24 protein-coding genes and 3 pseudogenes are annotated in these 23,317 nt (G+C 37.0%); 21 read left to right on the top strand and 6 right to left on the bottom strand.

Annotated elements, in window-relative coordinates; genetic code table 11:
- The first annotated feature begins 38 nt into the window (after positions 1-38).
- Both ACWOEC_RS06370 and ACWOEC_RS06365 read left to right on the top strand, forming a co-directional pair.
- Positions 39-317 (top strand): abortive infection family protein, encoded by a 279-nt coding sequence (locus ACWOEC_RS06370; protein ID WP_455306730.1) that lies wholly within the window; start codon positions 39-41, stop codon positions 315-317.
- A gap of 281 nt (positions 318-598) precedes the next feature.
- Entirely contained in the window at positions 599-2,065 is a 1,467-nt protein-coding gene (locus ACWOEC_RS06365) for a glycoside hydrolase family 1 protein (protein WP_455306728.1), read from the top strand.
- A 65-nt stretch (positions 2,066-2,130) separates the two neighbouring features.
- On the opposite strand, the gene ACWOEC_RS06360 is transcribed toward ACWOEC_RS06365, so the two are convergent.
- The 3 genes and pseudogenes from ACWOEC_RS06360 to ACWOEC_RS06350 form a co-directional block, all read right to left on the bottom strand.
- Entirely contained in the window at positions 2,131-2,994 is an 864-nt protein-coding gene (locus ACWOEC_RS06360) for an aldo/keto reductase (RefSeq protein WP_455306726.1), read from the bottom strand.
- Entirely contained in the window at positions 2,976-3,428 is a 453-nt protein-coding gene (locus ACWOEC_RS06355; protein WP_455306724.1) for a MerR family transcriptional regulator, read from the bottom strand. Before ACWOEC_RS06355 ends, ACWOEC_RS06360 begins: the two co-directional genes overlap by 19 nt.
- Positions 3,429-3,430: 2 nt before the next feature.
- Positions 3,431-4,014, bottom strand: a pseudogene (locus ACWOEC_RS06350) (histidine phosphatase family protein).
- Between the two features lie 113 nt (positions 4,015-4,127).
- Here ACWOEC_RS06350 and ACWOEC_RS06345 point away from each other — a divergent pair.
- Positions 4,128-4,457, top strand: coding sequence for a winged helix-turn-helix transcriptional regulator (locus ACWOEC_RS06345; RefSeq protein ID WP_455306756.1), 330 nt, complete (start codon positions 4,128-4,130; stop codon positions 4,455-4,457).
- Positions 4,458-4,550: 93 nt separating this feature from the next.
- Positions 4,551-5,135, top strand: coding sequence for a hypothetical protein (locus ACWOEC_RS06340; protein WP_455306755.1), 585 nt, complete (start codon positions 4,551-4,553; stop codon positions 5,133-5,135).
- A gap of 48 nt (positions 5,136-5,183) precedes the next feature.
- On the opposite strand, the gene ACWOEC_RS06335 is transcribed toward ACWOEC_RS06340, so the two are convergent.
- Entirely contained in the window at positions 5,184-6,605 is a 1,422-nt protein-coding gene (locus tag ACWOEC_RS06335; protein WP_455306723.1) for a glycoside hydrolase family 1 protein, read from the bottom strand.
- A 20-nt stretch (positions 6,606-6,625) separates the two neighbouring features.
- Positions 6,626-8,540, bottom strand: a pseudogene (locus ACWOEC_RS06330) (beta-glucoside-specific PTS transporter subunit IIABC).
- A gap of 519 nt (positions 8,541-9,059) precedes the next feature.
- Here ACWOEC_RS06330 and ACWOEC_RS06325 point away from each other — a divergent pair.
- The 11 genes and pseudogenes from ACWOEC_RS06325 to ACWOEC_RS06275 all read left to right on the top strand — a co-directional run bounded on the left by ACWOEC_RS06325 (position 9,060) and on the right by ACWOEC_RS06275 (position 15,370).
- On the top strand, positions 9,060-9,230 hold the full coding sequence (locus ACWOEC_RS06325) for a hypothetical protein (protein ID WP_455306722.1): 171 nt from the start codon (positions 9,060-9,062) through the stop codon (positions 9,228-9,230).
- 216 nt (positions 9,231-9,446) lie between these two features.
- Positions 9,447-9,965 carry a VOC family protein gene (locus ACWOEC_RS06320; protein WP_455306721.1) on the top strand — a complete coding sequence of 173 codons (519 nt, stop codon included), beginning with the start codon at positions 9,447-9,449 and terminating at the stop codon, positions 9,963-9,965.
- Positions 9,966-10,037: 72 nt separating this feature from the next.
- Positions 10,038-10,562 carry a DUF1456 family protein gene (locus ACWOEC_RS06315; RefSeq protein WP_455306719.1) on the top strand — a complete coding sequence of 175 codons (525 nt, stop codon included), beginning with the start codon at positions 10,038-10,040 and terminating at the stop codon, positions 10,560-10,562.
- Between the two features lie 172 nt (positions 10,563-10,734).
- Positions 10,735-11,598, top strand: coding sequence for a VOC family protein (locus ACWOEC_RS06310; RefSeq protein ID WP_455306718.1), 864 nt, complete (start codon positions 10,735-10,737; stop codon positions 11,596-11,598).
- Between the two features lie 59 nt (positions 11,599-11,657).
- Positions 11,658-11,999 (top strand): hypothetical protein, encoded by a 342-nt coding sequence (locus ACWOEC_RS06305; protein WP_455306716.1) that lies wholly within the window; start codon positions 11,658-11,660, stop codon positions 11,997-11,999.
- A 74-nt stretch (positions 12,000-12,073) separates the two neighbouring features.
- The gene (locus ACWOEC_RS06300) at positions 12,074-12,268 is read left to right on the top strand and encodes a hypothetical protein (RefSeq protein ID WP_455306714.1); all 195 of its coding nucleotides are present in this window, start codon (positions 12,074-12,076) and stop codon (positions 12,266-12,268) included.
- Positions 12,269-12,391: 123 nt separating this feature from the next.
- Positions 12,392-12,577, top strand: coding sequence for a hypothetical protein (locus ACWOEC_RS06295; protein WP_455306713.1), 186 nt, complete (start codon positions 12,392-12,394; stop codon positions 12,575-12,577).
- 102 nt (positions 12,578-12,679) lie between these two features.
- Positions 12,680-12,844, top strand: a complete 165-nt coding sequence (locus tag ACWOEC_RS06290; RefSeq protein ID WP_455306712.1) for a hypothetical protein — start codon at positions 12,680-12,682, stop codon at positions 12,842-12,844.
- A gap of 7 nt (positions 12,845-12,851) precedes the next feature.
- Positions 12,852-13,772, top strand: a pseudogene (locus ACWOEC_RS06285) (APC family permease).
- 32 nt (positions 13,773-13,804) lie between these two features.
- Positions 13,805-14,080, top strand: a complete 276-nt coding sequence (locus ACWOEC_RS06280) for a hypothetical protein (protein WP_455306711.1) — start codon at positions 13,805-13,807, stop codon at positions 14,078-14,080.
- 93 nt (positions 14,081-14,173) lie between these two features.
- On the top strand, positions 14,174-15,370 hold the full coding sequence (locus ACWOEC_RS06275; RefSeq protein WP_455306710.1) for a carbohydrate-binding domain-containing protein: 1,197 nt from the start codon (positions 14,174-14,176) through the stop codon (positions 15,368-15,370).
- A 58-nt stretch (positions 15,371-15,428) separates the two neighbouring features.
- Here ACWOEC_RS06275 and ACWOEC_RS06270 read toward each other — a convergent pair whose 3' ends face one another.
- Complete coding sequence (locus ACWOEC_RS06270; protein WP_455306709.1) at positions 15,429-16,337, bottom strand: magnesium transporter CorA family protein; 909 nt, start codon at positions 16,335-16,337, stop codon at positions 15,429-15,431.
- 212 nt (positions 16,338-16,549) lie between these two features.
- On the opposite strand from ACWOEC_RS06270, the gene ACWOEC_RS06265 reads away from it, so the two are divergent.
- The 6 genes from ACWOEC_RS06265 to hemQ all read left to right on the top strand — a co-directional run bounded on the left by ACWOEC_RS06265 (position 16,550) and on the right by hemQ (position 23,304).
- A complete protein-coding gene (locus ACWOEC_RS06265; protein ID WP_455306707.1) occupies positions 16,550-17,506 on the top strand; it encodes an ABC transporter ATP-binding protein in 957 nt (318 codons plus the stop codon).
- Between the two features lies 1 nt (position 17,507).
- Positions 17,508-19,022, top strand: a complete 1,515-nt coding sequence (locus ACWOEC_RS06260; RefSeq protein ID WP_455306706.1) for an ABC transporter permease/substrate-binding protein — start codon at positions 17,508-17,510, stop codon at positions 19,020-19,022.
- Positions 19,023-19,112: 90 nt separating this feature from the next.
- Positions 19,113-19,841, top strand: a complete 729-nt coding sequence (locus ACWOEC_RS06255; protein WP_455306705.1) for an ABC transporter ATP-binding protein — start codon at positions 19,113-19,115, stop codon at positions 19,839-19,841.
- Positions 19,825-21,483, top strand: a complete 1,659-nt coding sequence (locus tag ACWOEC_RS06250) for a hypothetical protein (protein ID WP_455306703.1) — start codon at positions 19,825-19,827, stop codon at positions 21,481-21,483. The genes ACWOEC_RS06255 and ACWOEC_RS06250 overlap by 17 nt, the downstream gene beginning before the upstream one ends.
- A 37-nt stretch (positions 21,484-21,520) precedes the next feature.
- Positions 21,521-22,003, top strand: coding sequence for a cupin domain-containing protein (locus ACWOEC_RS06245; protein ID WP_455306702.1), 483 nt, complete (start codon positions 21,521-21,523; stop codon positions 22,001-22,003).
- Positions 22,004-22,551: 548 nt separating this feature from the next.
- Positions 22,552-23,304 (top strand): hydrogen peroxide-dependent heme synthase, encoded by a 753-nt coding sequence (hemQ, locus tag ACWOEC_RS06240; RefSeq protein WP_367117313.1) that lies wholly within the window; start codon positions 22,552-22,554, stop codon positions 23,302-23,304.
- Positions 23,305-23,317 lie beyond the last annotated feature (13 nt).

Genomic DNA, 23,317 nt, shown 5'->3' with positions numbered 1-23,317 from the left:
ACAGGTAGAGAAGAAGTTCCAAGTGTCATGAGTTTTCTATGACAGTTGTCATAGGTTTTTTTATTAAATTGAATTTAGATGCTAAAACGAATCAAGTTGCAAAGAGTAACGATGATGTGAAAAAAATATTGAATAGTTTTAACTCTATTATTGATGGACTATCCACCTTGCGAAATGATAAGGGAGATGATAATGGTAAGGGTAGAAGTTTTCAAGAACTACCAATTCGTTACGCTGAATTAGCTATGAATGCTTCTTTAACTGTTGTTCAATTTACTTGGAGTACTTATAAAGAACTAAATAAAATTCAAAAATAATACTTATAAAGCAGTACGTGTTTTAGTTAAGAACGCACGTACTGCTTTTCACATTTTAAGGATAACGCTTCCAAAAAACTGTTGACTTTCATTCATAAAATGCCTATCATAGAGTTAAGGAAACGTGAGAGCGTTTTTTTACTGGATGTGTTACTACTTCGGTAGGCAAGACCAGAGGAAAAAAGTGTGTTGATCCCACTAGACGTATGTCTATTGGAATTCACTTTTTTGCTTTGGTCTTTTTTTCATTATTAAATCATAGAAAAGGAAGTAAGTTTATTATGGCAGAAAAACAATTTCCAAAAGGATTTTTATGGGGTGGCGCGACAGCTGCGAATCAATTTGAAGGGGCATGGAATGAAGGTGGCCGCGGTCCGGCAACTTCGGATACAGCAATCGCGGTCAAACCTGAAGACCGTAAAAAGATGGAAGAATTTGCAGCACCAATGACACGTGAAAAAGTCGAATTCGCATTAAATGATCAAGAAGGTTTGTATCCAAAACGCTGGGGTTCAGATTTTTACCATCGTTATAAAGAAGATATTGCACTATATGCGGAAATGGGCTTTAAGACGTTCCGTTTGTCGATTGCTTGGTCACGGATTTTCCCAAATGGTGACGATGCGCAACCAAATGAAGAAGGACTACAATTTTACGACAATGTCTTTGATGAATGTGCAAAATACGGTATTGAGCCACTGGTTACCTTATCGCATTATGAAACGCCAATTGGTATTGCGTTAAACTATGATGGTTGGAAAAACCGTAAAGTCATCGATCTATTTGTCAACTATGCAAAAACAGTCTTAACACGCTACAAAGATAAAGTAAAATACTGGTTGACTTTTAATGAGATCAATATTATGGGAATCTCAGGTTACGTTGGTGGAGCATTATTATTTGAAGATGGCAAACAAAATCTTTCGGATATGTATCAAGCTGTCCATCATCAATTTGTGGCTTCTAGTTTAGCAACGAAGATCGCACATGAAGTAAATCCAGAGATGAAAGTTGGCATGATGCTTGCACGCATGCAAGCTTATCCTGCAACACCAAATCCAGCTGATGTGATGGAAGAAATCAAACGGGATCATGAAAATCTATTTTTCTCTGATGTACAAGTTCGTGGGAAATATCCAGCGTATACGAAACGTTTCTTTAAAGAAAATGGTATCGAAGTGACGTTTGAAGATGGTGATTTAGATATTATTGCGCAATACCCAGTGGACTTTATGTCATTTTCTTACTATATGAGTTCAGTGGCGCGTCACAATCCAGATGCTGGTGGTGAATCGACAGCAGGAAACTTCTCGTTAGGTGAAGCCAATCCTTATTTGAAAGCTTCTGACTGGGGATGGCAGATCGATCCAATCGGTCTACGCATTACTTTAAATAACTTGTATGATCGTTATCAAATCCCATTATTTATCGTTGAAAATGGCTTAGGTGCTCTAGATACGGTCGAAGAAGATGGTTCGATCCATGACAGCTACCGTATCGATTACTTAAAAGCGCATATCGAGCAAATGTATGAAGCAATCGAAGATGGAGTCGAGTTGATGGGCTACACTCCTTGGGGTTGTACGGATTTGGTGTCTGCTTCGACTTCTGAAATGAGTAAACGCTACGGCTTTGTCTATGTCGATGCGGATGATCAAGGAAATGGAACCTTTGATCGTTCACGTAAAGATAGCTTCTTCTGGTATCAAGACGTGATCAAAACAAATGGTGGAAATGTGTTAAATTAAAGATGATAAACAGCTAAACGAAGTACACAAATGCATTTCGTTTAGCTGTTTTTTGTTTGTAAAAATTAGTTGATATCTAACATACGTTTCATAAAGGCTTCGACTTGTTGAGGAGCATCGTGATCGAAAAAGGCCGATTCATTTTGATTTAACTGCGCGATCGTTTCCATATCATTTTTAGATAATTCAAAATCAAAAATTGCAAAGTTTTCTGCCATACGTTCTGGTCGGACCGATTTAGCGAGTGCGACAAGATCGCGTTGCATCAACCAACGTAGTACGACTTGGCTGACTGTTTTATTATATTGCTTGCCGATTTTTTCTAATACTGGATTCGTAAATAACTCATGACGTCCTTCAGCAAATGGGGCCCATGCTTCAAGTTGAACATCGTATTTTTCGTGCCATTCCTGATCTTCCTCACGTTGGTGCCAAGGGTTGATCTCGATCTGATTGACTTGGGGTTTGACATCGACTAAGTTTACAAATTCGATCATTTTAGCCGATTTAAAGTTAGAAACACCAATCCCACGTAAGGTACCGGCTTTTTGTTCTTTGACTAGCGTACGCCAAGCACCGTAGATATCACCGTATGGTTGGTGGATCAAATACAGATCGATATAATCTAACCCCAGTTTTTCAAGAGATTGCGCGATTGTTTTTTTCGCACCCGCTTCGGAGGCTTGTAAGATAAAAAGTTTCGTTGTAATGAATAAATCTTCACGCGTCACGATTCCTTCTGAGATTGCCCGTCTAATTCCTTCACCCGTTTGTTGTTCATTACCGTAAATATCGGCTGTATCGATCAAGCGATACCCGATTTTGATGGCTTGATATACCGCTTCTGCAGTTTTATCTTGTGGGATTTGATAGACGCCAAATCCTAATTTTGGCATAATAACACCATTATTTAGTGTGATGGTTTCCATATTATTTCTCTCCTTTTTTGGGGTTTTTCCCATAATTTTTCGATCGTGTCAGGTGTACGAGTTCCTGCTTTAAATTGTGCGATATGTTCATCGTAAGTGTCAATTTTATAGGTTAAAAGATCGTGGACTTCTTGAAGTTCTGCGATTTTTAGTTCTAGTTCTTCTAGCTGATCGATTAAAATTTGTTTTTGCGCAGCTTCAATGGGTTCGATTCCTCTTAATTGTGCGAGTTGAGAAAATTCAATCAAGGATTCTACTGAAATCCCAGCGTTTCGTAGGCTTTTAGCTAAATAAATCCAATTTAAGTCATTGGTTTGGTAGTCTCGGTAGCCGCTCTCGTTACGTGTAACTGGAGGGATGACGCCAACGCGTTCATAATAACGCAACGTGTCTGGTGTTAAGTCAAAAAACTCTGCTGCTTTTTTGATGTTCATCTTTACCCTTCCAATTGACTAAAATCGTGGTTGATAATTTCAACGAGTTCAAATTCTGCTGCATCGTACTCAAATTTTAGAATGCAGCAGTTTCCGATACGACTTTGTTGTTCTACTGTACTTTTGTGTTCCCAAGCCCGCATAAATTGACGACACGAAGCGCCATGAGAAACGATCAAAATATGATCTTCTGTAGCTTGAGCTAAAATATCGGCTACGGTATTGGCCATTCGATTACGAAAATCGAGTTCTTTTTCACCACCATATGCGGCAAAAAAATCTCCATACGGCAACTTAGGATTTAAATATTCATGTTCCGCCTCAAATGTTCCAAAATTCCATTCTTTTAACCCTTTAATACGTTTGTAAGGCGCATCAGTTACGAGTTCTAGCGTATCACAAGCGCGTTCTGAAGTAGAAGAATAAGCTTCTTTGAATACAATTTCGTTTTCATCAAAATATTGTTTTGCAATCAAGGCTTGTTGCTGTCCGTTTGGTGTGAGGGGAGAGTCGCACCAACCCTGGATTTTTTTTGTTGATTAAATAAAGTTTCGCCATGGCGCATGAGATAGAGTGTCTTTTTCATAATGATTCTCCTTTATTTAGTTGATAAACTTAGTATAAACCTTGGAGTGAACTTTAAGGCAAGAAAAACAATTGATTTTTTGCTATACTAATAAAAAAATGAGCTATCGGCTAATGATTACGAAAGAAAATATGCCAGAGTGTGATGTGGCCACAACAGTTCAATTGATAGGTAGTAAATGGAAAACATTGATCATTCGTGACTTGATTACTGGACCTAAACGTCATGCAGAGTTAAAGAGATCGCTCGTCGCAGGAATCTCACAAAAAGTACTGACAGACAGCTTAAAAACGATGATTACAGATGGTTTAGTTGAACGAATCGATTTTCACGAGAACCCGCCGCATGTTGAATATCAACTAACAAAATTGGGTCAATCTCTCTTGCCAATTATTGAAGAAATGCGCAAATGGGGTAGTTTTTATAAACAACAGCTGAGCTAGTCACTTTTTTGTGCCTACTGTTCAGAATAATCAATATTTAGTAAGATGAACGATATCAAACTAAAAGGAAAAACGATGATGAATATCCATGAAATGATAGTTAAAGCAGTCAATGTTAAATGTCAAAAAAAATTTTTAGCTGATCAGGCTGTGATCAAGGTTGTAAAAGCGAATAAGTTAATGGAATTTGATGAGAATACGTATGTAAAAATAGCGGATTCAGTGTTTCATAATGGAATTATTGAAGTCAAAATGTTAAGTCGATTACTGGCTGATGCACCTGATTTTGCCCGTGGATTTATTGGGATTGCATTTCGAATAAGTGAGGATGATTCTTCGTTTGAGTCTTTTTATGTTCGACCAACGAATGGTCAGAGTTCTGATCCAATTAGAAAACATCGCGCGATTCAGTATTTTTCTTATCCTAAATATACGTTTGATTATTTTAGAGAAAAAGGAATTACTAGATATGAAGGCTCAGCAGATATTGAACTTAATGAGTGGATTAATTTAAAAGTCATTGTTACAGATGAACGAGCAGAATTTTTTGTGAATGGACAGCAAGTACTACTTGTCGATCAATTAAAGCATCTAGATAGTCAAGGTCAAGTAGGATTATTTGTGGATATTGGTACAGAAGGGTACTTTAAAGACTTATACATTACCTATTTTGATTAATTAAAACCTCCAAATCCCGTGATTATTAGAAGGATTTGGAGGTTTATATTATAGCGTATCGCCATTACTTTCAATGACTTGTTTGTACCAATAAAATGATTTTTTCGGATAACGAGCAAGCGAGCCATTTCCTTCATCATCACGATCGACATAGATAAAACCGTAACGTTTGCTCATTTCACCTGTTCCAGCACTGATCAAATCGATACAGCCCCAAGGTGTATAGCCGATCAAGTCTACGCCATCATCAAGAGCTTTTTGCATCTCGATAATGTGTTGTCTAAAGTAATCGATACGATAATCATCATCGATCGTGTGATCAGCATTTAATTCATCAAATGCACCTAAGCCATTTTCGACGACCATCAATGGGACTTCATAACGAGAATACAGTTGGTTTAAGGTAAAGCGTAAGCCGATTGGATCGATCTGCCAACCCCAATCACTGATTTCAAGATATTCATTGGCAACACCACCAAACAGATTGCCACCTGTCTTATCTTCACGATCATCTAAATCCGCTGCGATACACGTACTCATATAGTAACTAAAAGTATAGTAGTCGACCGTTCCAGCTTTTAATAAAGTTTTATCTTCTGGTGTGATCTCAAAATCGATTCCATTGTCTTTAAAATATTGCTTCATATAGTAAGGGTATTTTCCTTTGACCTGGACATCGCCACAGAAAAAGTTTAATTTATCATTCATTTGTTGTGTTTTTAACACATCAGCGGGTTTGCATGTTTTTGGATACATCGTGATATAGGCTAACATACAGCCTATCTTAAAATCAGGATTGACCTTATGACCTGCGATCACAGCTTTAGCTGAAGCTAAAAAGACGTTATGCAATGCTTGATACTGCTCAGTAGGTGTATACTCACGATTAAATAAACCATTGATTCTAAGGCCATGGGGAAGTGTGCCAAAGTTGATCTCATTAAAGGTTAGCCAATATTTGACTTTATCTTTGTAGCGAGTGAATAAAGTCGTGGCATAACGTTCATAAAAATCGATCACGTGTTTATCTAAAAAGCCATCGTATGTTTTACCTAAATGGAAGGGAAGCTCAAAATGTGAGATCGTCACTAAGGGTTCGATTCCATATTTTAAGCACTCGTCAAAGACGTCGTCATAAAATTTTAAGCCAGCTTCATTCGGTGTTTCTTCATCGCCATTTGGAAAGATTCTCGTCCAGTTAACGGACATCCGATACGTTTTGTAGCCCATTTCAGCAAATAAGGCGATATCTTCTTTGTAGTGATGGTAAAAGTCGATTGCCGTGTGACTTGGATAATAGTAATGCTCTGTATCGATTTCTAGGTCAAAGATACGACGACCAGAAGCCGTGCGACTTCCCGCACGGCTATGATCGCTGATCGAAGGACCTTTACCATCGACATCCCAAGCACCTTCACATTGGTTGGCAGCAGTCGCGCCGCCCCATAAGAAATTTTTTGGAAAGCTCATGATAGTCTCCTTTTTGATCATTATTTTCTGATTGTTGTCATTAATACTTCATTATGTTTTGCTGTTTTATTTGATGTTGGGATGATATCAGCAAAGTCTGGGGTATTGGTTACGATAATTGGAACTTGTGTACAGTAACCAGCTTTTTCGATTTCTTCAATATCAAAGTGGATCAATTTTTGTCCTTTTTTCACTGTGTCACCTTGTTTAACAAATGCAGTAAATCCTTTACCTTCCATTTGAACCGTATCTAAACCAATGTGGATCAAGACTTCCACACCATTATCTGAAATCAAACCGATTGCATGATTTGTTGGGAAGATCGTCATTACATTTCCATCAAATGGAGCAAACACATCGCCATCGGTAGGGTCGATGACTACACCTGAACCTAATAATCCTTCAGCAAATACAGCATCTTTTGCTTCGCTTAATGGTAATACAGTACCTTCAACAGGAACGATGATTTCTTCTTTTGCAACAACAGGAGCATTTGTGTTATTGATTGTTTTACCAGTTGCCATAGCTTTTGCTTCTTCTTTAGATAAAGCGATAGTTGGCGCGTCATCTTTAAAGCCGATTACATATGCTAAAGCAAAACCAGCCGCAAGAGCTGCGATATCTAAAATAATTGAGTAGATTGCATATTTAATATCACCATCTGGAGAAATGTTAGATGTGTAACGGAAGATTCCTAAACCACCCATTTGATACGCTTGGATACCTAGACCCATTGCAATACCACCAGTCACACCACCAACGATACATGAAGCCCAGAAAGGACGTTTTTTCGGTAACGTAATTCCGTAAATCGCAGGCTCAGTTACACCGAATAGACCTGAGATAAACGCTGGAATAGATAATTCGCGTAATTTCGCATTTTGTGTTTTGATCATGATAGCTAAAACAGCACCAGTTTGGGCAAAACTTACACTACCTGAAGGAACGAGCAATGCGGTAGGAGTACCACTAGATAAGGCGATGATGGCAAACGGTACGATCGCCCAATGTAAACCAAACATTACGAGTACTTGCCAGCCAAAACCTAAAACCACACCATAAAGGATTGGGCTGAAATCTTGGATCGCGATTAACGCATTTCCTAAACCGTCAGATGCAATATTCATCACTGGACCAATTGCTAAGAATGTTAAAGGAATTGTAATAATAGCGACAATAAATGGTACCAAGAATAATTTTACTACGTCTGGAATCACTTTACGCAATTGCTTTTCTAAAATCGCGGCAAAGGCAGTAGAAGCGATGATCGGCATTACAGTTGAACCGTAACCTGCTGGTGGAATCGAGAATGGGATTCCACCAGCAGGTTAAACCACCAGTATCTGCAAATGTAGCAGTAGCTGAACCGTCTAAGAATCCTGGATAAATCAAACTTGCAGCGATCATCATTCCAACGAAAGGTGATCAACCGAATTTTTTCATTGCAGTATATCCAATAAAGAATGGCAAGAACATAAATAGGCCATCGCCCATAGCGTTTAAAATTGCATAAGTTGAGGTTAATTTAAAATCAGCACCCATTAAGAAAACCGTGATGGCTGCAACCCCTTTTAACATACCGGCTGCAGATAATGGTGCTAAGATCGGTTGGAAAATCGAAGAAATCATATCTACGAATTGGTCAAATAGATTTCCTTTTGGACCGCTATCTGTCGTTGGTTCTAAAGTTCCAAGTACAGCATCGACATCTTTACGTACATCCGGTACATGGTTTCCAATAACGACTTGGTATTGGCCGCCTGCTTGCATGACTGTAACGACACCATCCATGTTTTTTAATACTTCAGTATTGGCTTTGCTTTCATCTTTTAACTTGAAACGTAGGCGAGTAATACAGTTTGTTAAGGAATTGACATTTTCTTTACCGCCGACTTCTTTGACAATATTTTTTGCTAACTCTTCATACTTTCCCATGTTTGAAACCTCCAAATTCATTTTTATTTAAAGATGGCTAACCCATTGAACTACTCCTATCCAAGGAACGATCTGTTACTCCTTTCGTGTTATCTATCAGGATAAAATGACACAAAAAAGACCTAAACAAATAAACTCGGATGGAGTTTCGTTTGTTTAGTTCTAGCTTAACTGAATAATCACTATCCTTTTGGTTGACTTTATGATAACGCATTCATTTTAAAATGTCAACGCTTTCTTTTGAAATGTTTTCGATATATTTTTTGTTATTTATTGTAATTGTTTGACACTGAAATTCTAGCATGGTACTTCTTTTATATAGAAGAAAATTCGAATAAAAGACTTCAAAAAATACAGTGGTCTTTGTTAAAGTTGGCGATACATATACTAGTAATTATAGTACACGATAGATTAAAAAATCTGCGCAGGGTCATTGACTGAAGTTTTTTGATTTAAAATATACAAATTAATATAGTAAAATTTATATCTTGAAATTCATTGTTAGTTAGGAGGAAACTCATGAATAAAAAACAAACATCACGCTATACTAAATATGTTTGGTTTCTTGCAGCTTTACTATTTTTAGGTAATTATTTCCGAGTTGAAAATTTTTCTAATTTGCTTTTTTGTGTATTATTTTTTGTTTTAGGAATTGTAGAAAGTGTAAAAAATGGGAATAAAATAAAGTAAGTAGTAAATCAAGTCGATAGTTATTGGCTAGTTTTAATTAGTTTCTATAGAATAGAGTTGTATATAGCCATATAAGCGATTAAATAGTTATCTATTTAATCGCTTTGTATAGTATGGCCGAGAAAATTTACGATTTAGCTAGGAGAGGTTTAAGCGTTTTATTCGCTTTGGATTGTTTATTTTCATAAGATGAAGAGTATAAAAGGAGTGGTAAACGTGCAACATAATGTTCATGGCATCGATCATATTGGATTAACGGTCCCGAATATTGAAAAAGCAACACAATTTTTTGTTGGGGCATTTGCAGCCGAAGTTTTATATGACACATATACAAAGAATGAGCCTTTAAGAACGAGTCACGCTACGACGAAACGATTAGGAATTTCAGAAAATATGGCAGAACGAGCGATTCGGATGATCGGATTGCCGAATGGACCGCAGATCGAATTATTTGAATTTACCGGGGCTGCGCAAAAAGAAGCCGTGACACCAGCAGACTTTGGTTGGCAACATGTGGCTTTTTATGTTGACGATATCGAGCAAGCTGTGGCTGATTTGGAACGAGTAGGAGGCAAACGAAATGCCGATCCAATCGCGCTAAGCGGCATCGAAAAAGGTGATGGTAACGTTTTTTGTTATTGCAAAACACCTTGGGGATCAACGATCGAATTGATTTCATATCCAACACCACAACCTTATCTAGATAAAGCTCCGCGTAGAAAATGGCCAGTTTAGATGGGATTTTTTTAGTGCTTCATTTTAGATTATGGTATAGTAAGGCGTAGAACAGTATATTGGAGGATTTTAATGAATAACAATGATTTACTACTTCGTTTGCGCTATGCTTTGGATATTAAAGATACCGACATCGTAAAAGCATTTGAACTTGGTGGTTTGAGTTTTTCGAAAGAAGAAGTGCGAGAAATGTTGACAAAAGTTCCAAAACCAAGCGAAGAAGAGCAAGAAGAATTTGGGAAAAATGTTTATGTGAAATCGATCAATAATAAAACGTTAGATGCGTTTTTAAATGGCTTTATCACACTAAAACGTGGTGCGCCTAAAGATGGAAAAACGCTACCACCAGCACCAAATAGTGAGTTGCGTCATATGAACAATATTTTACTGAAAAAAGTTAAAATTGCTTTAGCTTTAACTAGCGACAATATGCTAGAAATTCTAGCAGAAGTTGGGGTGTATCCATCAAAAGGTGAGATGGGTGCGATTTTACGCAAAGAAGGACATCGTAATTTTAAACCTTGTGGGGATAAATATACACGTAATTTCTTAAAAGGATTAGGGATTTGTTACCGCGAAGATTTAAACAAGCAATAAAGTAGTTGTGATAGAAGAAGTTACTTTTGTAACACGATTTATTCTTATGTTTAAAGGAGTATGATAGATTTCTGTCACACTCTTTTTTGTTTGGAGAGCGTTTATTTGCTTACTTTTTATAAGTTGTATATACTTTACTTACAAAGCGTAATTATAGAAAGAAGGAAAATAGATGGATCGAACATCATTTCAATTATCTGAACATGCACGGATCGGAATGGTCGTATTAAAAGTAGCAAATCTCGAGAGTATGACAAAATTTTATCAACAGGTGATTGGGTTAACCGTTTTAGAAGAAACAGCTACTTCTGTTGATTTGGGAACGAAAACTAACAAAACGCTATTACGTTTGGAACAAATCGTAGACCCGTTACCCTTAACGAAACGAACAGGGTTATTCCACGTCGCTTTTTTAGTGCCGAGTCGCGCAGCTTTAGGTGAGGCGTTACAGCACTATTTGACCATCAAAGCTCCGATTGATGGTGCGAGCGATCATGGCTACAGCGAAGCGCTCTATTTAACTGATCCAGAAGGAAATGGCATTGAGGTCTATCACGATAAGCCAAAAGAAGTATGGGATATTAAAGAAAATGGAGAGATCCATGGGATTACGATCGAAATGGATGCTCAGGGTGTACTTGATGCAGCAACGAAAGAATGGTCCGGTTTTGACGAGGAGACGATCGTGGGGCACGTTCATTTGAAAGTTGCCGATTTAGAACAGACAGAAGCATTTTATACGGATCAATTAGGTTTGACACTTAAAAGCAACTTTGGGACTCAAGCAAAATTTTTTGCAGCAGGTCCTTATCACCATCATTTAGGATCAAATATTTGGATGGGAAAACATGTCCCAGCGATGCAAGAAAATGATTTAGGCTTACATTATTTTATCTTTGTTTTACCAACAAAAAAAGAGATGCAAAATTTAGAAGACCATCTACAAAAAACGAATGTTCCTTACCAAAAAGATTACAAGGGTCGGCTTTCTTTGATTGATCCAAATGGAATCATGCTAAAAATCGAACTGGTTTAACTTGTTCAAAATACGTGATTGGTGCTATAGTGCGCTTAGATAGTTTAAAACAAGAGGTGATGAAAGTGGGTCTAGAACAGATCGACGCATTAGAAAAACGAATCGGTGCAAAAAAAGTATGGTATAAAGATGGTTACTATCGGATACGGACCAAAACGGGTCGAAAAAAAGAACTGGCTTATCTTGTAACGGATCCTTGTGGCGGGAGTATCGTGCATCCGCAAATCACGATCGAGAAAATCGACGAAAAATGGGTAGCGACTCAGTTGATCGATCTACATGTCACGCCGATACAAAATATTACCCGAGATGAATTGACGGCAACGTTTCTTGATCACGCATTGCTGAACTTGGTCACTAAATTTCAAGCAATCGATCCACATGAAAACACGCAGATTTAGTTTGCGTGTTTTTTAGGTTGGCTTAAGGATGATTCGCTATAATCTACTTAACAACTACTAATGGAGGGGTCATGATGAATATCCATGTATTGATGAATCAGCTTATTACCAATCAAACGTTTCAGGATATGAAGCAACTAGTCTATGAACAATATGTCCAACTTAGTCAATTTTTACCCGAACCGGTTTATGCGAAATTGATCGTACATACTATTCAAGATGCACTCGATGTTGCAACGATCGTGCAAGCCGTTCAGACAATGGTCTAATTTCAAGAAAAATCCTGATAAAAAATCTCAAAAAATTCACTCGTTTTCCGAAAAAAGTAAGGTAAAATTCATGTGATTTTGTTGAAATAAACGTATAAATTTCACAAAAAGAGATGGATAATGATGGAAAACAATGAACAAATCTCAGAAGAATTAAAAGTAGCAACAAGTGAGTCAGAACCAGAAGTTAGTAAAACCAGACGAGCGCGAAAAAAAGTCGAAGAGACCGTACAACGAGTCACTAAACAGACGTTATTTGTTTCATTCGGTACATTTTTACTTGGGATGATCGTGATGTTTGGGCTTTAACCTTTGGAATAACACATCATGGAGCTGATTTTTCTGCAAACCGATTCAATCAAGAGCAAGTCGGACGTTCAAATCAAAACAATTCAACTATAGGTGGTTTTGATGGAAGTACAAATAATCAAGGACGATCAAATCAAAATGGAAATCAAAATCGTTCGAATCAGAATGGGACCCAAAACGGAAATCAAAATGAAGGTTCATTCGATGCTATTTCTGGAGCTTCTGAGCATACATAATCAACTAGATCCACTGTTTACGCTAGCGTAAATGGTGGATCATTTTTTTATCTTACACTATTGTTCGGTACTGGTTGACGACATTTTTAGCGACTAAAGGAGCCAAAGCTTTTGCTGGTATTTCTAAATATGGGGTGACGATTGGAACGCTGATTCAACTTACGACGATCACTGTCTTGACGATCGTGTGGCTAGCACAAGGTCATACACCAGAAATCAAATTTGAAGCAAGTGGTTTGATCCCTAAATGGAATGGGATGGGGACTTTGGCATTAGCAGCTGGCGTTTTCTTTTCCTATGCAGGTATCGATATGAACGCTGCACATATCAAACAATTAAAAAATCCTAAGCGGTCGTTTCCAATTGCGATGTTGATTGCAGGATTGATTTTTTTTTTAGTATTTGTTGTGGGAACATAGATCATTGCAATGGTTATACCTGAAAAAAATATTAATATTATTTATGCATTATTTAGTTTATATCATGATCTTGGGGCCACGATCGGCGCGCCTTGGTTGTATTTGGTTTTTGTTTATGTTGGTTTTTTTGCCACGCTAGCGATGTGGATCGCAAACTTAGCGGGTCCATCATTTATGCTTGGACAAGCAGGTCGTAGTGGCTTTTTACCTAAAGGGCTTCAAAGTAGCAATAAACACGGAATGCCTTCTAAAATGCTTTATCTACAAGCTGGTTGTGTGACAGCAATTGCCTTTGTAGTGAAGTTATTACCAAACGTTGAAGGATTTTTTGTAATGATCACACAGACTGTTACGATCTTATATTTACTTTATTATGTATTGATGTTTGTTTCATTTTTACGTCTACGAGCAACCCAACCAAATCGTCCAAGAACCTTTAAGATTCCTTTTGACAATGTGGATGCTTACCTAGTCGCAGGAATTGGTTTAGCAGCAAGCTTCTTTGGGATCGCATTGCCTTATATCCACCAGCTCAAGTAAAAAAAGAAGTCGGGTCAGGAACGACATATGTGGTGACAATTTTAGTCTTATTAGCCATCGTCTTATTGGTTGCATTTGGGAGTTATCAATTATCTAAACGACGTGATTGGGTGGATAAAAACAATCAGTTTGCACCATTTACTTGGGAGATCGAAGGTTTAGAAAAACCAACTCGCGTCAAATCAGATATCCCTTCTGAACGCCTTTTTGAAGGTCAAGATCCAATGGGAATGCCGATCAAAACGATCATCGGACCAAACGTCATGCTCGCAGATTTAGATCAAAACAATCAAGAAATAAAAAAGTAACACATTTTCTTTCAGGATTTTAGTTTGTTTTAAGGTTCATCTTTTAAACTCCTAGTATAGCAAAGATAACTTACATTCTAGGAGGAAGCGAATATGAAAAAATTTAAAAAATTGATTTATGCAGCCATTGCACTGATCGTGGTTGCTGGAGCTGTGGTATTTAGTCAAATGAATTCAAATGCAGATAGTGAAACGACTCAAACAAGTACATCAAGTACGACAATAAATACAAGTAGTTCAAGTAGCACGAGTGATAGTGAAACGACAATTGATGATATCGATCTAGATAATGGTGAAGAAGATATCGATTGGGATAGTCTAGCAACTAAAGAAGTGACACTAAGTGATGACACACTCGAGATCACAGAGGCAGGAACGTACATCTTAACTGGAAGCTCAACAGCTGGCGTACATATCAATACTGAAGGGAATGTGCGGTTGATTCTAAAAGATGCGACGATCAAAAGCTCAACAGGGGCTGCGATTTATGTCGAACAAGCTGAAAATACAGTGATCGAATTAGCGGATGGAACAAAAAATACGATAGAAGACGCTGCGACACGTGAGGATGAAACGATTGATGGCGCAATCTACTCAAAAGATGATTTAATTTTTACAGGTGACGGTGAACTGACAGTAACGGCGAATTTCGCTGATGGGATCGTTTCTAAAGACGATTTGAAATTTACCTCTGGAACGTATACCGTAACAAGTGAAGACGATGGTATCCGTGGTAAAGATTCTGTCTATATTCAAAATGGAACCTTTACAATCGATGCAAAAGGTGATGGAATCAAGTCGACAAATGATACGGATCAGACAAAAGGCTTTGTGTATATCGAAAATGGAACGTTTACGATCAATAGTGGCGATGATGCGATCCACGGTGAAGAAAAATTAGTGATCGACAATGGTACGATCGATATCCAGTCGAGTGTGGAAGGATTAGAAGCGACGTTACTGACGATTAATGGTGGCGATATCAAGATCCAAGCTTCCGATGACGGAATCAATGCTGCAGCTTCAACATTTTCAAATCCGTTGATTACGATCAATGATGGTACGATCGACATTACGATGGCCGACGGAGATACAGACGGTATCGATTCCAATGGTGATATCACAGTCAATGGCGGCACGATTACGATTACAGGGAATTCTACCTTTGATTATGATGGCACTGCAACGTACAATGGCGGTACGATCATAACAAATGGTGAAGAACAAGATGGGATTCCAGAAGCTGAAATGATGGGTGGCGGACCAATGGGTGGTGGCAATCGCCCCTAAATCGAACTAAAAAGATCTCTCAAAAGTAGCAAACAAGCTACGATTGAGAGATCTTTTTCTAGTTTTTCATAAATTTACGTAGAGCAAATAATAAAACGACCAATAAGACGGTACTTAATGCCACAATGATCAGCCAGCCCATCACGTTATGTTCTAACGGCAATGGGACATTCATCCCAAAAAAGCCAGTAATGATCGTTGGGATCGTAAGCAAAACGGATAAAACTGTTAATACACGCATAACATCATTTAAGGAGTTATTCAAAATATTATTGTACGTTCCAGACAATTGATTTAAGACTTGAGACGACAGACTTGCCATTTCAACTAGCTGTCTAGCTTCGATGATCGTATCTTCTAATTCTTCACGCTCGATCTCATTGAATTTATTGTACATAAAGTGAACACGCAACTGTTCCAATACCACAGCATCTTGTTTAGCAGCGGAAAATAGATACGTATTCCCGATCTCTAAATCGGAAAGTTCCAGTAGATTTTTTTTGCTGGCTTTTTGACGTAAGCGTTGATTAACGACTTTACGTTTACGTTCGATTCCTTCGATCAATGGGAAAAATTGGTCGGTCAGCATAAACAAGACATTAAATAAGGCTTTGTATAGCGAAATGTTTTGATCATCATATAACACGCGCTCGATCCTTGGGAACAGGTAGCGAGTATCTTCGTTCATCATCGTAAACAATACGTTATCTTTGATCAAAAAAGTGATCGGTGTCGTTTCATAATGGTTATCTTCTTGAAATTCTTTTGGGACAACATAGATCAACAAAAACGTTCCATCTTTACGATTGTATTCAAAATGGGCGCGTTCGTTTTCATCAAGTGCGTAATCGATCATTTCTTGGTCGATATGATACTTTTCATTCAATTCCGTCAACTCACGAGGATCTTCTGTGTCGATATTGATCCAGAAATTATCAGTTTTGGCTAAAGGTGTAATAAATTTCATCAGATCCCCCTTTTCTTTCTTTTCTCTTAGTATAGAGAACAAAACAGTCCTTTGGCAACTATAAGGGTAGAATCAATAGACGGATAAAAGTGAATTACTGAATATTCTTTTTTATATAACGATAGAAATGTTTGGTTTGAGGTCAAATTCTTAGAAGAGGGCAGTGTTATCCGGTATACTTTTAATTATAAATGTATGAGGAGGTGAACTGGGTGATTGAATTTCAACAGGTTTCAAAACGTTATCAAGAAAAAACAGTACTGAATCAATTTGATGCAAAAATAAAAAAAGGGGAATTTTTTGTATTAGTTGGTCCAAGTGGTAGTGGGAAAACGACAACGTTAAAAATGATCAATCGTTTGATCGATCCAACAGAAGGTACGATTTCATTACATGGGAAGCAACTTACTGACTATGATTTAAAAGAGCTACGTTTATCGATCGGCTATGTTTTGCAGCAAATTGCTTTATTTCCGAATTTGACGGTGGCAGAAAATATCGAATTAATTTCGGAAATGAAACATTGGAAAAAAGAAGAGCGAAGGAAACGGGCAACAGAATTATTGCGTAAAGTCAATCTAGCCCCAGAAGAATACCTACAACGCAAACCATCTGAACTGTCCGGCGGTGAGCAACAACGAATCGGTATTTTACGTGCAATCGCGGCTCAACCTGATGTGATCTTAATGGATGAACCGTTTAGTGCGCTTGATCCAATTTCTCGAAATCAATTACAAGAGTTGATCAAGGAGCTTCATCAAGAGTTAAATAGTACGATCGTTTTTGTGACACACGATATGAATGAAGCTTTGCTTTTAGGTGAACGGATCTGTGTGATGAGAGATGGAAAGATCGTTCAACTAGATACACCTGAGCAGATTCGCAAACAGCCAGCAGATGCATTTGTGGCACAATTCTTCAAAAATGAACAGACGGATATCATGCATCGAGCACTTAGTGAATGGATTGATGCTGATCATTTGTATCCGACTGTTACCAATCAAACAACAGCATCGTTCGAGTTTACAGAAAACTTAGCGCAAGCGATCAAAGTGCTAAATAAAGTCGATCAACTTGAAATCATACAAAATGGTCAAACACTAGGTTACTTAGATAATGCATTGTTATTGTCACAGCTAAGTCTGGTATTAGAACAGGAGGAGTTGTGAGATGACACAATTAGTTGAAACTTTTTTAGCGCGTAAGGAAGACTTTACAAAAGCCTTACTCGAACACATCCAATTATCATTAGTATCCTTATGTATTGCGATTTTGATTGCGATCCCATTAGCGATTTTGTTGACGAAGTATAAAAAAATCGCTGAAATCGTGTTACAAATTACCGGCATCTTTCAAACGATCCCTTCTTTAGCGTTACTGGGATTATTGATCCCACTGATTGGAATCGGTAGTCCACCGGCAATCGTAGCTTTGGTCATCTATGCGCTTTTTCCAATCATCCAAAATACGTATACAGGATTGACTGAAATTGATCCATCGCTACAAGAAGCTGCTGAAGCATTTGGGATGAATAAGAAGGAGAAATTAGTTAAGTTCGAACTACAATTAGCCTTGCCTTATATTATCTCAGGGATTCGAACGGCAACAGTTTTGATTATCGGAACGGCAACACTAGCCGCACTGATTGGTGCTGGTGGATTGGGAACGTTTATTTTACTAGGAATCGACCGCAATAATATTTATTTGATTTTGATCGGCGCGATTTCTTCAGCTGTATTAGCAGTAGTATTCAATTTTGGGATCAAGTTATTAGAAAAAGCTACACCAATGCGAACGATCATCGGTTTACTCGTATTAGTGGCCTTATTATTTGGTTCTTTTTTCCTCACACACCAAAGCCATGAACAAAAACAGATTACTGTAGCTGGAAAATTAGGAGCCGAACCGGATATTTTGATCAATATGTATAAAGAACTGATCGAAGAAAATAGTGATATCAATGTGAATCTAAAACCTAACTTTGGAAAAACGACCTTTTTATTCAATGCGTTAAAATCTGACGAGATCGACATCTATCCAGAATTTACGGGAACAGTATTGGAAACCTTTATCAAAGATAACAAAAATACGTCTAATGATCCTAAAGTCGTCTACGAATACGCTAGAGACGAAATCAAGAAACAAGACGATATGGATTATCTAGAACCGATGGAATATGAAAATACGTATGCGCTTGCTGTCAAACGTGATTTTGCTAAAGCCAATGATTTGAAAACGATCAGTGATCTTAAAAAAGTAGAAAGCCAATTAAAAGCTGGTTTTACGTTAGAATTTATCGATCGCGAGGATGGGTATAAAGGATTGCAATCATTATACGGTTTGAATTTTGAAGTTAAATCATTGGAACCTTCATTACGTTATCAAGCGATCAATAACGGTGATGTCAATGTCGTGGATGCCTACTCAACAGATAGTGAGTTGAAACAATACGATCTTGTGGTATTAGAAGATGATAAACAGCTTTTCCCGCCTTACCAAGGAGCGCCACTGATGAAAGCTGAAACACTAGAAAAGTATCCCGAGTTAAAAGAGTTATTGCAACCATTAGTTGGGAAGATCACTGCTGAAGAAATGAGTGATATGAACTATCAAGTCAATGTTGAACAAAAAGATCCCGCTACAGTCGCACATGATTATTTAACAAAACATAACATGCTGAACTAAAAAATGAATGGCGAAATGCCATTCATTTTTTTTGCTCATTCTATTCAATTGGCTCATCTTTTAGTAAACTAAATATAAGAGGTGAAAAAAATGGAACTAGTAGTGGATGAGATTACAAAAAAATTTGAAGAAAAAATCATTTTTGATAATGCGAGTTTTCGTTTTGAAAAAGGTAAGATCTATGGATTGTTAGGGCGCAATGGTGCAGGAAAAACCACTTTATTTAATTGTATTTCACGAAATTTAGGATTAGATAGTGGACGAATTTATATACAAGATGGAAGTCAAATAAATCTCGATTATGACAATACCGAAATCGGATTTGTCTACACGATGCCGCATTTACCTGCCTTTATGACAGCATATGAATTCATTCGTTTTTTTATCGATATTCATAGAGAAAAAATAACTGATCTGAAACGGCCAGAGGACTATTTATTTATGGTGGGAATTTTAAAAGAAGACCATCATCGTCTGTTAAAAGATTTTTCTCATGGGATGAAAAATAAAGTGCAAATGCTAGTTTCATTGATGACTCAGCCACCAGTATTGTTATTAGATGAACCGTTAACGTCTTTTGATGTCGTTGCGGCTCACGAAATGAAAGAAATGATCCTTAAACTGAAGGTCGAATCTGTAGTCATTTTTTCCACGCATATTTTACAGTTAGCACAAGATTTATGTGATGAAGTCGTCTTATTGCATCATGGAAAACTTCAAAGCATTGCAACAGAACATATCCACGATAAAAATTTTGAAGCCGAAGTAGTGGCACTGTTGACCGAAGAGGAGGAGTCAATAGATGAGGAACTTCGCTAATTTTTTTAAACAAGATTGGCAATTTTTTCATTATACATTGATTAAAAGAATCAATGGTTTCTGGTACTTTTTAGGGAAAATTCCAGTTTTGAATAAAATGTTCGATGAAAAAGTCTATCGTACATACGAATTAAAACGATTCATAGGGATCGTGCTCATAATTTGGGAAGTGGTTTTTTCCTTTTTAAAAAAGATTCTTATTATGGGATTGGCTATTTTATTACAATTGGTTTTGCAAACCTTCTTTGAAGGGGGAAATTTTGCGATGATGTTTTCTAGAATCGACCAAACTACGATTCAAAAGGGAATTTTTCTTTGGCTCTTTACAATCGTGATTTTTGGGGGCTTCTTCAATCATTTTTCAGTGACGATCTCCAAAAAAGCAATGGATTTTTACACAGAGTTCGCCTTGTCACGCAATCATTTTATTTTAGGCCAAGAATTTGCAAACATGTTTAAGCATACGATGTATTATTTGGGAGCTGCATTGCTGTGCGGTTTGATTTTGCAAAAGAGTACGATTGTCTTTTTTATCTTATTTTCTTACTTAGCTTGTCAACTCGCTTTATTTGTTTTTTGTCGTAGTTTATATATGCATTATGAAAATATAGTGACTAGACGCTTTATCGGCTTAGGTGTAACAGTGTTGTTTTTGGGACTACTCAGCACAATCTATAAATTTGATCAAATTTGGCTACTAACAAAATTATTTACGAGTAGTTGGTGTTTACTAGTTTGGTTGATCCTTGCTAGTGTGGGTTTTTATCGCGCTTGGTATTATCCTAAGCAACCCTTATTTATTCAAAAAGTGATTGCGCAATCTGTCGTATTTTATGATGGCTTAGCGGATGCTAAACTAGAAAATAATGAATACATTAGTAAAGGGTTGAATATGCAAAAACAATTGCATGTCAATCATGATCAACGTGTCGAAAAACTGACGGGAACGCATTATCTGAATGCTTTATTATTTAGTCGCTATCAACATGTTTTTCTTAGGAAAATTCGCTATCTGATTGTCGTTTTTGTAGTGATCGCTATCAGTTTAGTGGGATTGCGTATAGCCAATATTCAGTATTATTTAAGTGAAAAAGATGCATTGCGTTTGCTGCCAATCTTATTTTTTGTGATGTATGGTTTATCTTTTGGTAAACAGATCGTTCAAATGGTATTTGTAAATTGTGATGTTTCGATGCTATACTATCCATTTTATCGGGAGAGTCATACTATCTTAGAGGGATTCAATTATCGGTTTCGACAAATCATGAAATACAATAGCATAATTATTGTAGGAATCTTTTTATTGTTTTTCCTACTCCAGGTTCTTAATGATTTTTATCTAAGTTGGTCATTTTTTGGCGTGTTACTCTTATTACTAAGTGCGTTAGGGCTATTGTTTTCTTTTCATGAGTTATTTGTTTATTATCTATTACAACCTTTTACAGCCGATATGACAGTGCAAAGCCCGACATATCGAGTCGTAACATGGCTTTTTTATTTCTTTTCTTATATCAATACACGGGTTACATTTCCAGGTTTTTTTTATGTGATCGCGATTTCTTTCATCAGTATCGCCTATGTCGTGATCGGTTTAGTCATCATATATTTTGTCGCACCACGAACATTTAAAATCAAAGAATAATTCTTTGATCGATCATTAAAACAAAAGGAGAAATGACATGATCAAAAAAGAACATTGGATTGAAACATTAGGATTGATCCCGCATCCAGAAGGTGGGTTTTATAAAGAGTTGCTCGCCTCCTCAGAGTGGCTAACAGAAAAAAATCGACCCTTGTATACAACAATCTATTTTTTATTGACGAAAGAAAGTCCATCACATTTTCATCAGTTAACAGCCGATGAGGTATGGTTTTTCCACTACGGTCAACCATTAACCGTTCATGAGTTGATCAATGACGAGTATCGTCAGACAAAACTTGGATTAAATTGTGTGCAAAATGAACACTTACAGTATACGGTGCCCAAAGGATCGATTTTTGGCTCAACAGTCGAAGAAGGCTATGCATTAGTGAGCTGTATGGTCGCACCAGGGTTTACATTTGCTGACTTCAAATTATTTGAGAAAACAGAACTATTGAAATCCTACCCTAATTACGCAGAAATCATCGAAATATTAACTTTAGAAACGATTGAAAAATAACAGACATAAACAATGGCTCGTGTCAATAATGCACAAGCTGTTGTTTTTTTATTTAGATGAAAATAAGAGCTAAATCGATTATATATAAGCTTTTTTTAAATGTTAGTATCCTAGAAACAAAAAATAAAGATTAAAATTCACAAAATTTTTTGTTTGGTAAATAGTGAATTGCACCCAACATAAATCTTTTCAGATACGATTTTTTCTTGAAATAAAGTAAGATTTTATTGTGGATGAAGTGACAAAATGTCATCGTGACGCTTTTTTTAGAATGAAAATGAATTATTGATGTCGCTTATTTCATTTGAATAAGAAATGATAATCGAAGAATTAAATCGATAAATGGCTAAAATAAATCATTTTATCTATAAAATCGAACAGACTTTGTGAAAAAGTACATTTTTTATTAAGAATTTCTTAAGAAATGCGATTATATTATAATTAATGTTTTTTTTACGACGATCTAGGAGTAGGATGGGGTACTGGTGAGTGATTTCACGAATTTAAAATCAAAACCGTAGTTTAAACAAATTGAGGTGAACAACAAAATGATTGCACAAAGTGTCGAAACACTTGATGGTTGGTATGCTTTGCATATGCTCTACAATGTAGATTGGCATGCATGGAATACGATCAGTAAAGAAGAAAAGCAACAACTATTGGCTGAATTGTTTACCTTAGTCGAAGAGTGGGAACAAATCGAAACGAAAAAAGAAGGAAGTCATTATCTGTGGAATGTGACTGGTCATAAAGGGGATTTTAGTTTCTTTATTTTGCGTCCAGAGCTAGGTCAACTGAATGAAGAAGAAAATCGTTTTAGACGATTAGGTCTTTATGATTATCTAACTCCAGTCCATAGCTATGTATCTGTCATCGAGCTAGGTACGTATAGCGGGATGCCAAAGACGGAAGCGGCGATGAAGCGGACGAACCAACATCTCTATCCAGAATTACCAAAAGATGAGTATATTTGTTTTTATCCAATGAACAAAGTTCGTTCGGGTGATATCAATTGGTATACATTGTCCTATGAAAAACGTCAAGAATTGATGAAAGAACATGGGATGATCGGTCGTAAGTATGCTGGCAAGATTCGTCAGTTTATTACAGGTTCGATCGGCTTTGACGATCACGAGTGGGGCGTGACGTTATTTGCAAATGATCCATTGGAGTTTAAAAAAATTATTTATGAAATGCGTTTTTCTGAAGCGAGCAGTGTATATTCAGACTTTCCTTATTTTATCGTGGGAACGTCATTGAATGATCGTGCGCGCTTGACCACATATTTTCAAGGGAAGTAACATTTAGGGGGAG

The organism is Enterococcus bulliens (assembly GCF_053761865.1).
This window is presented reverse-complemented; position numbering and strand designations above follow the sequence as displayed.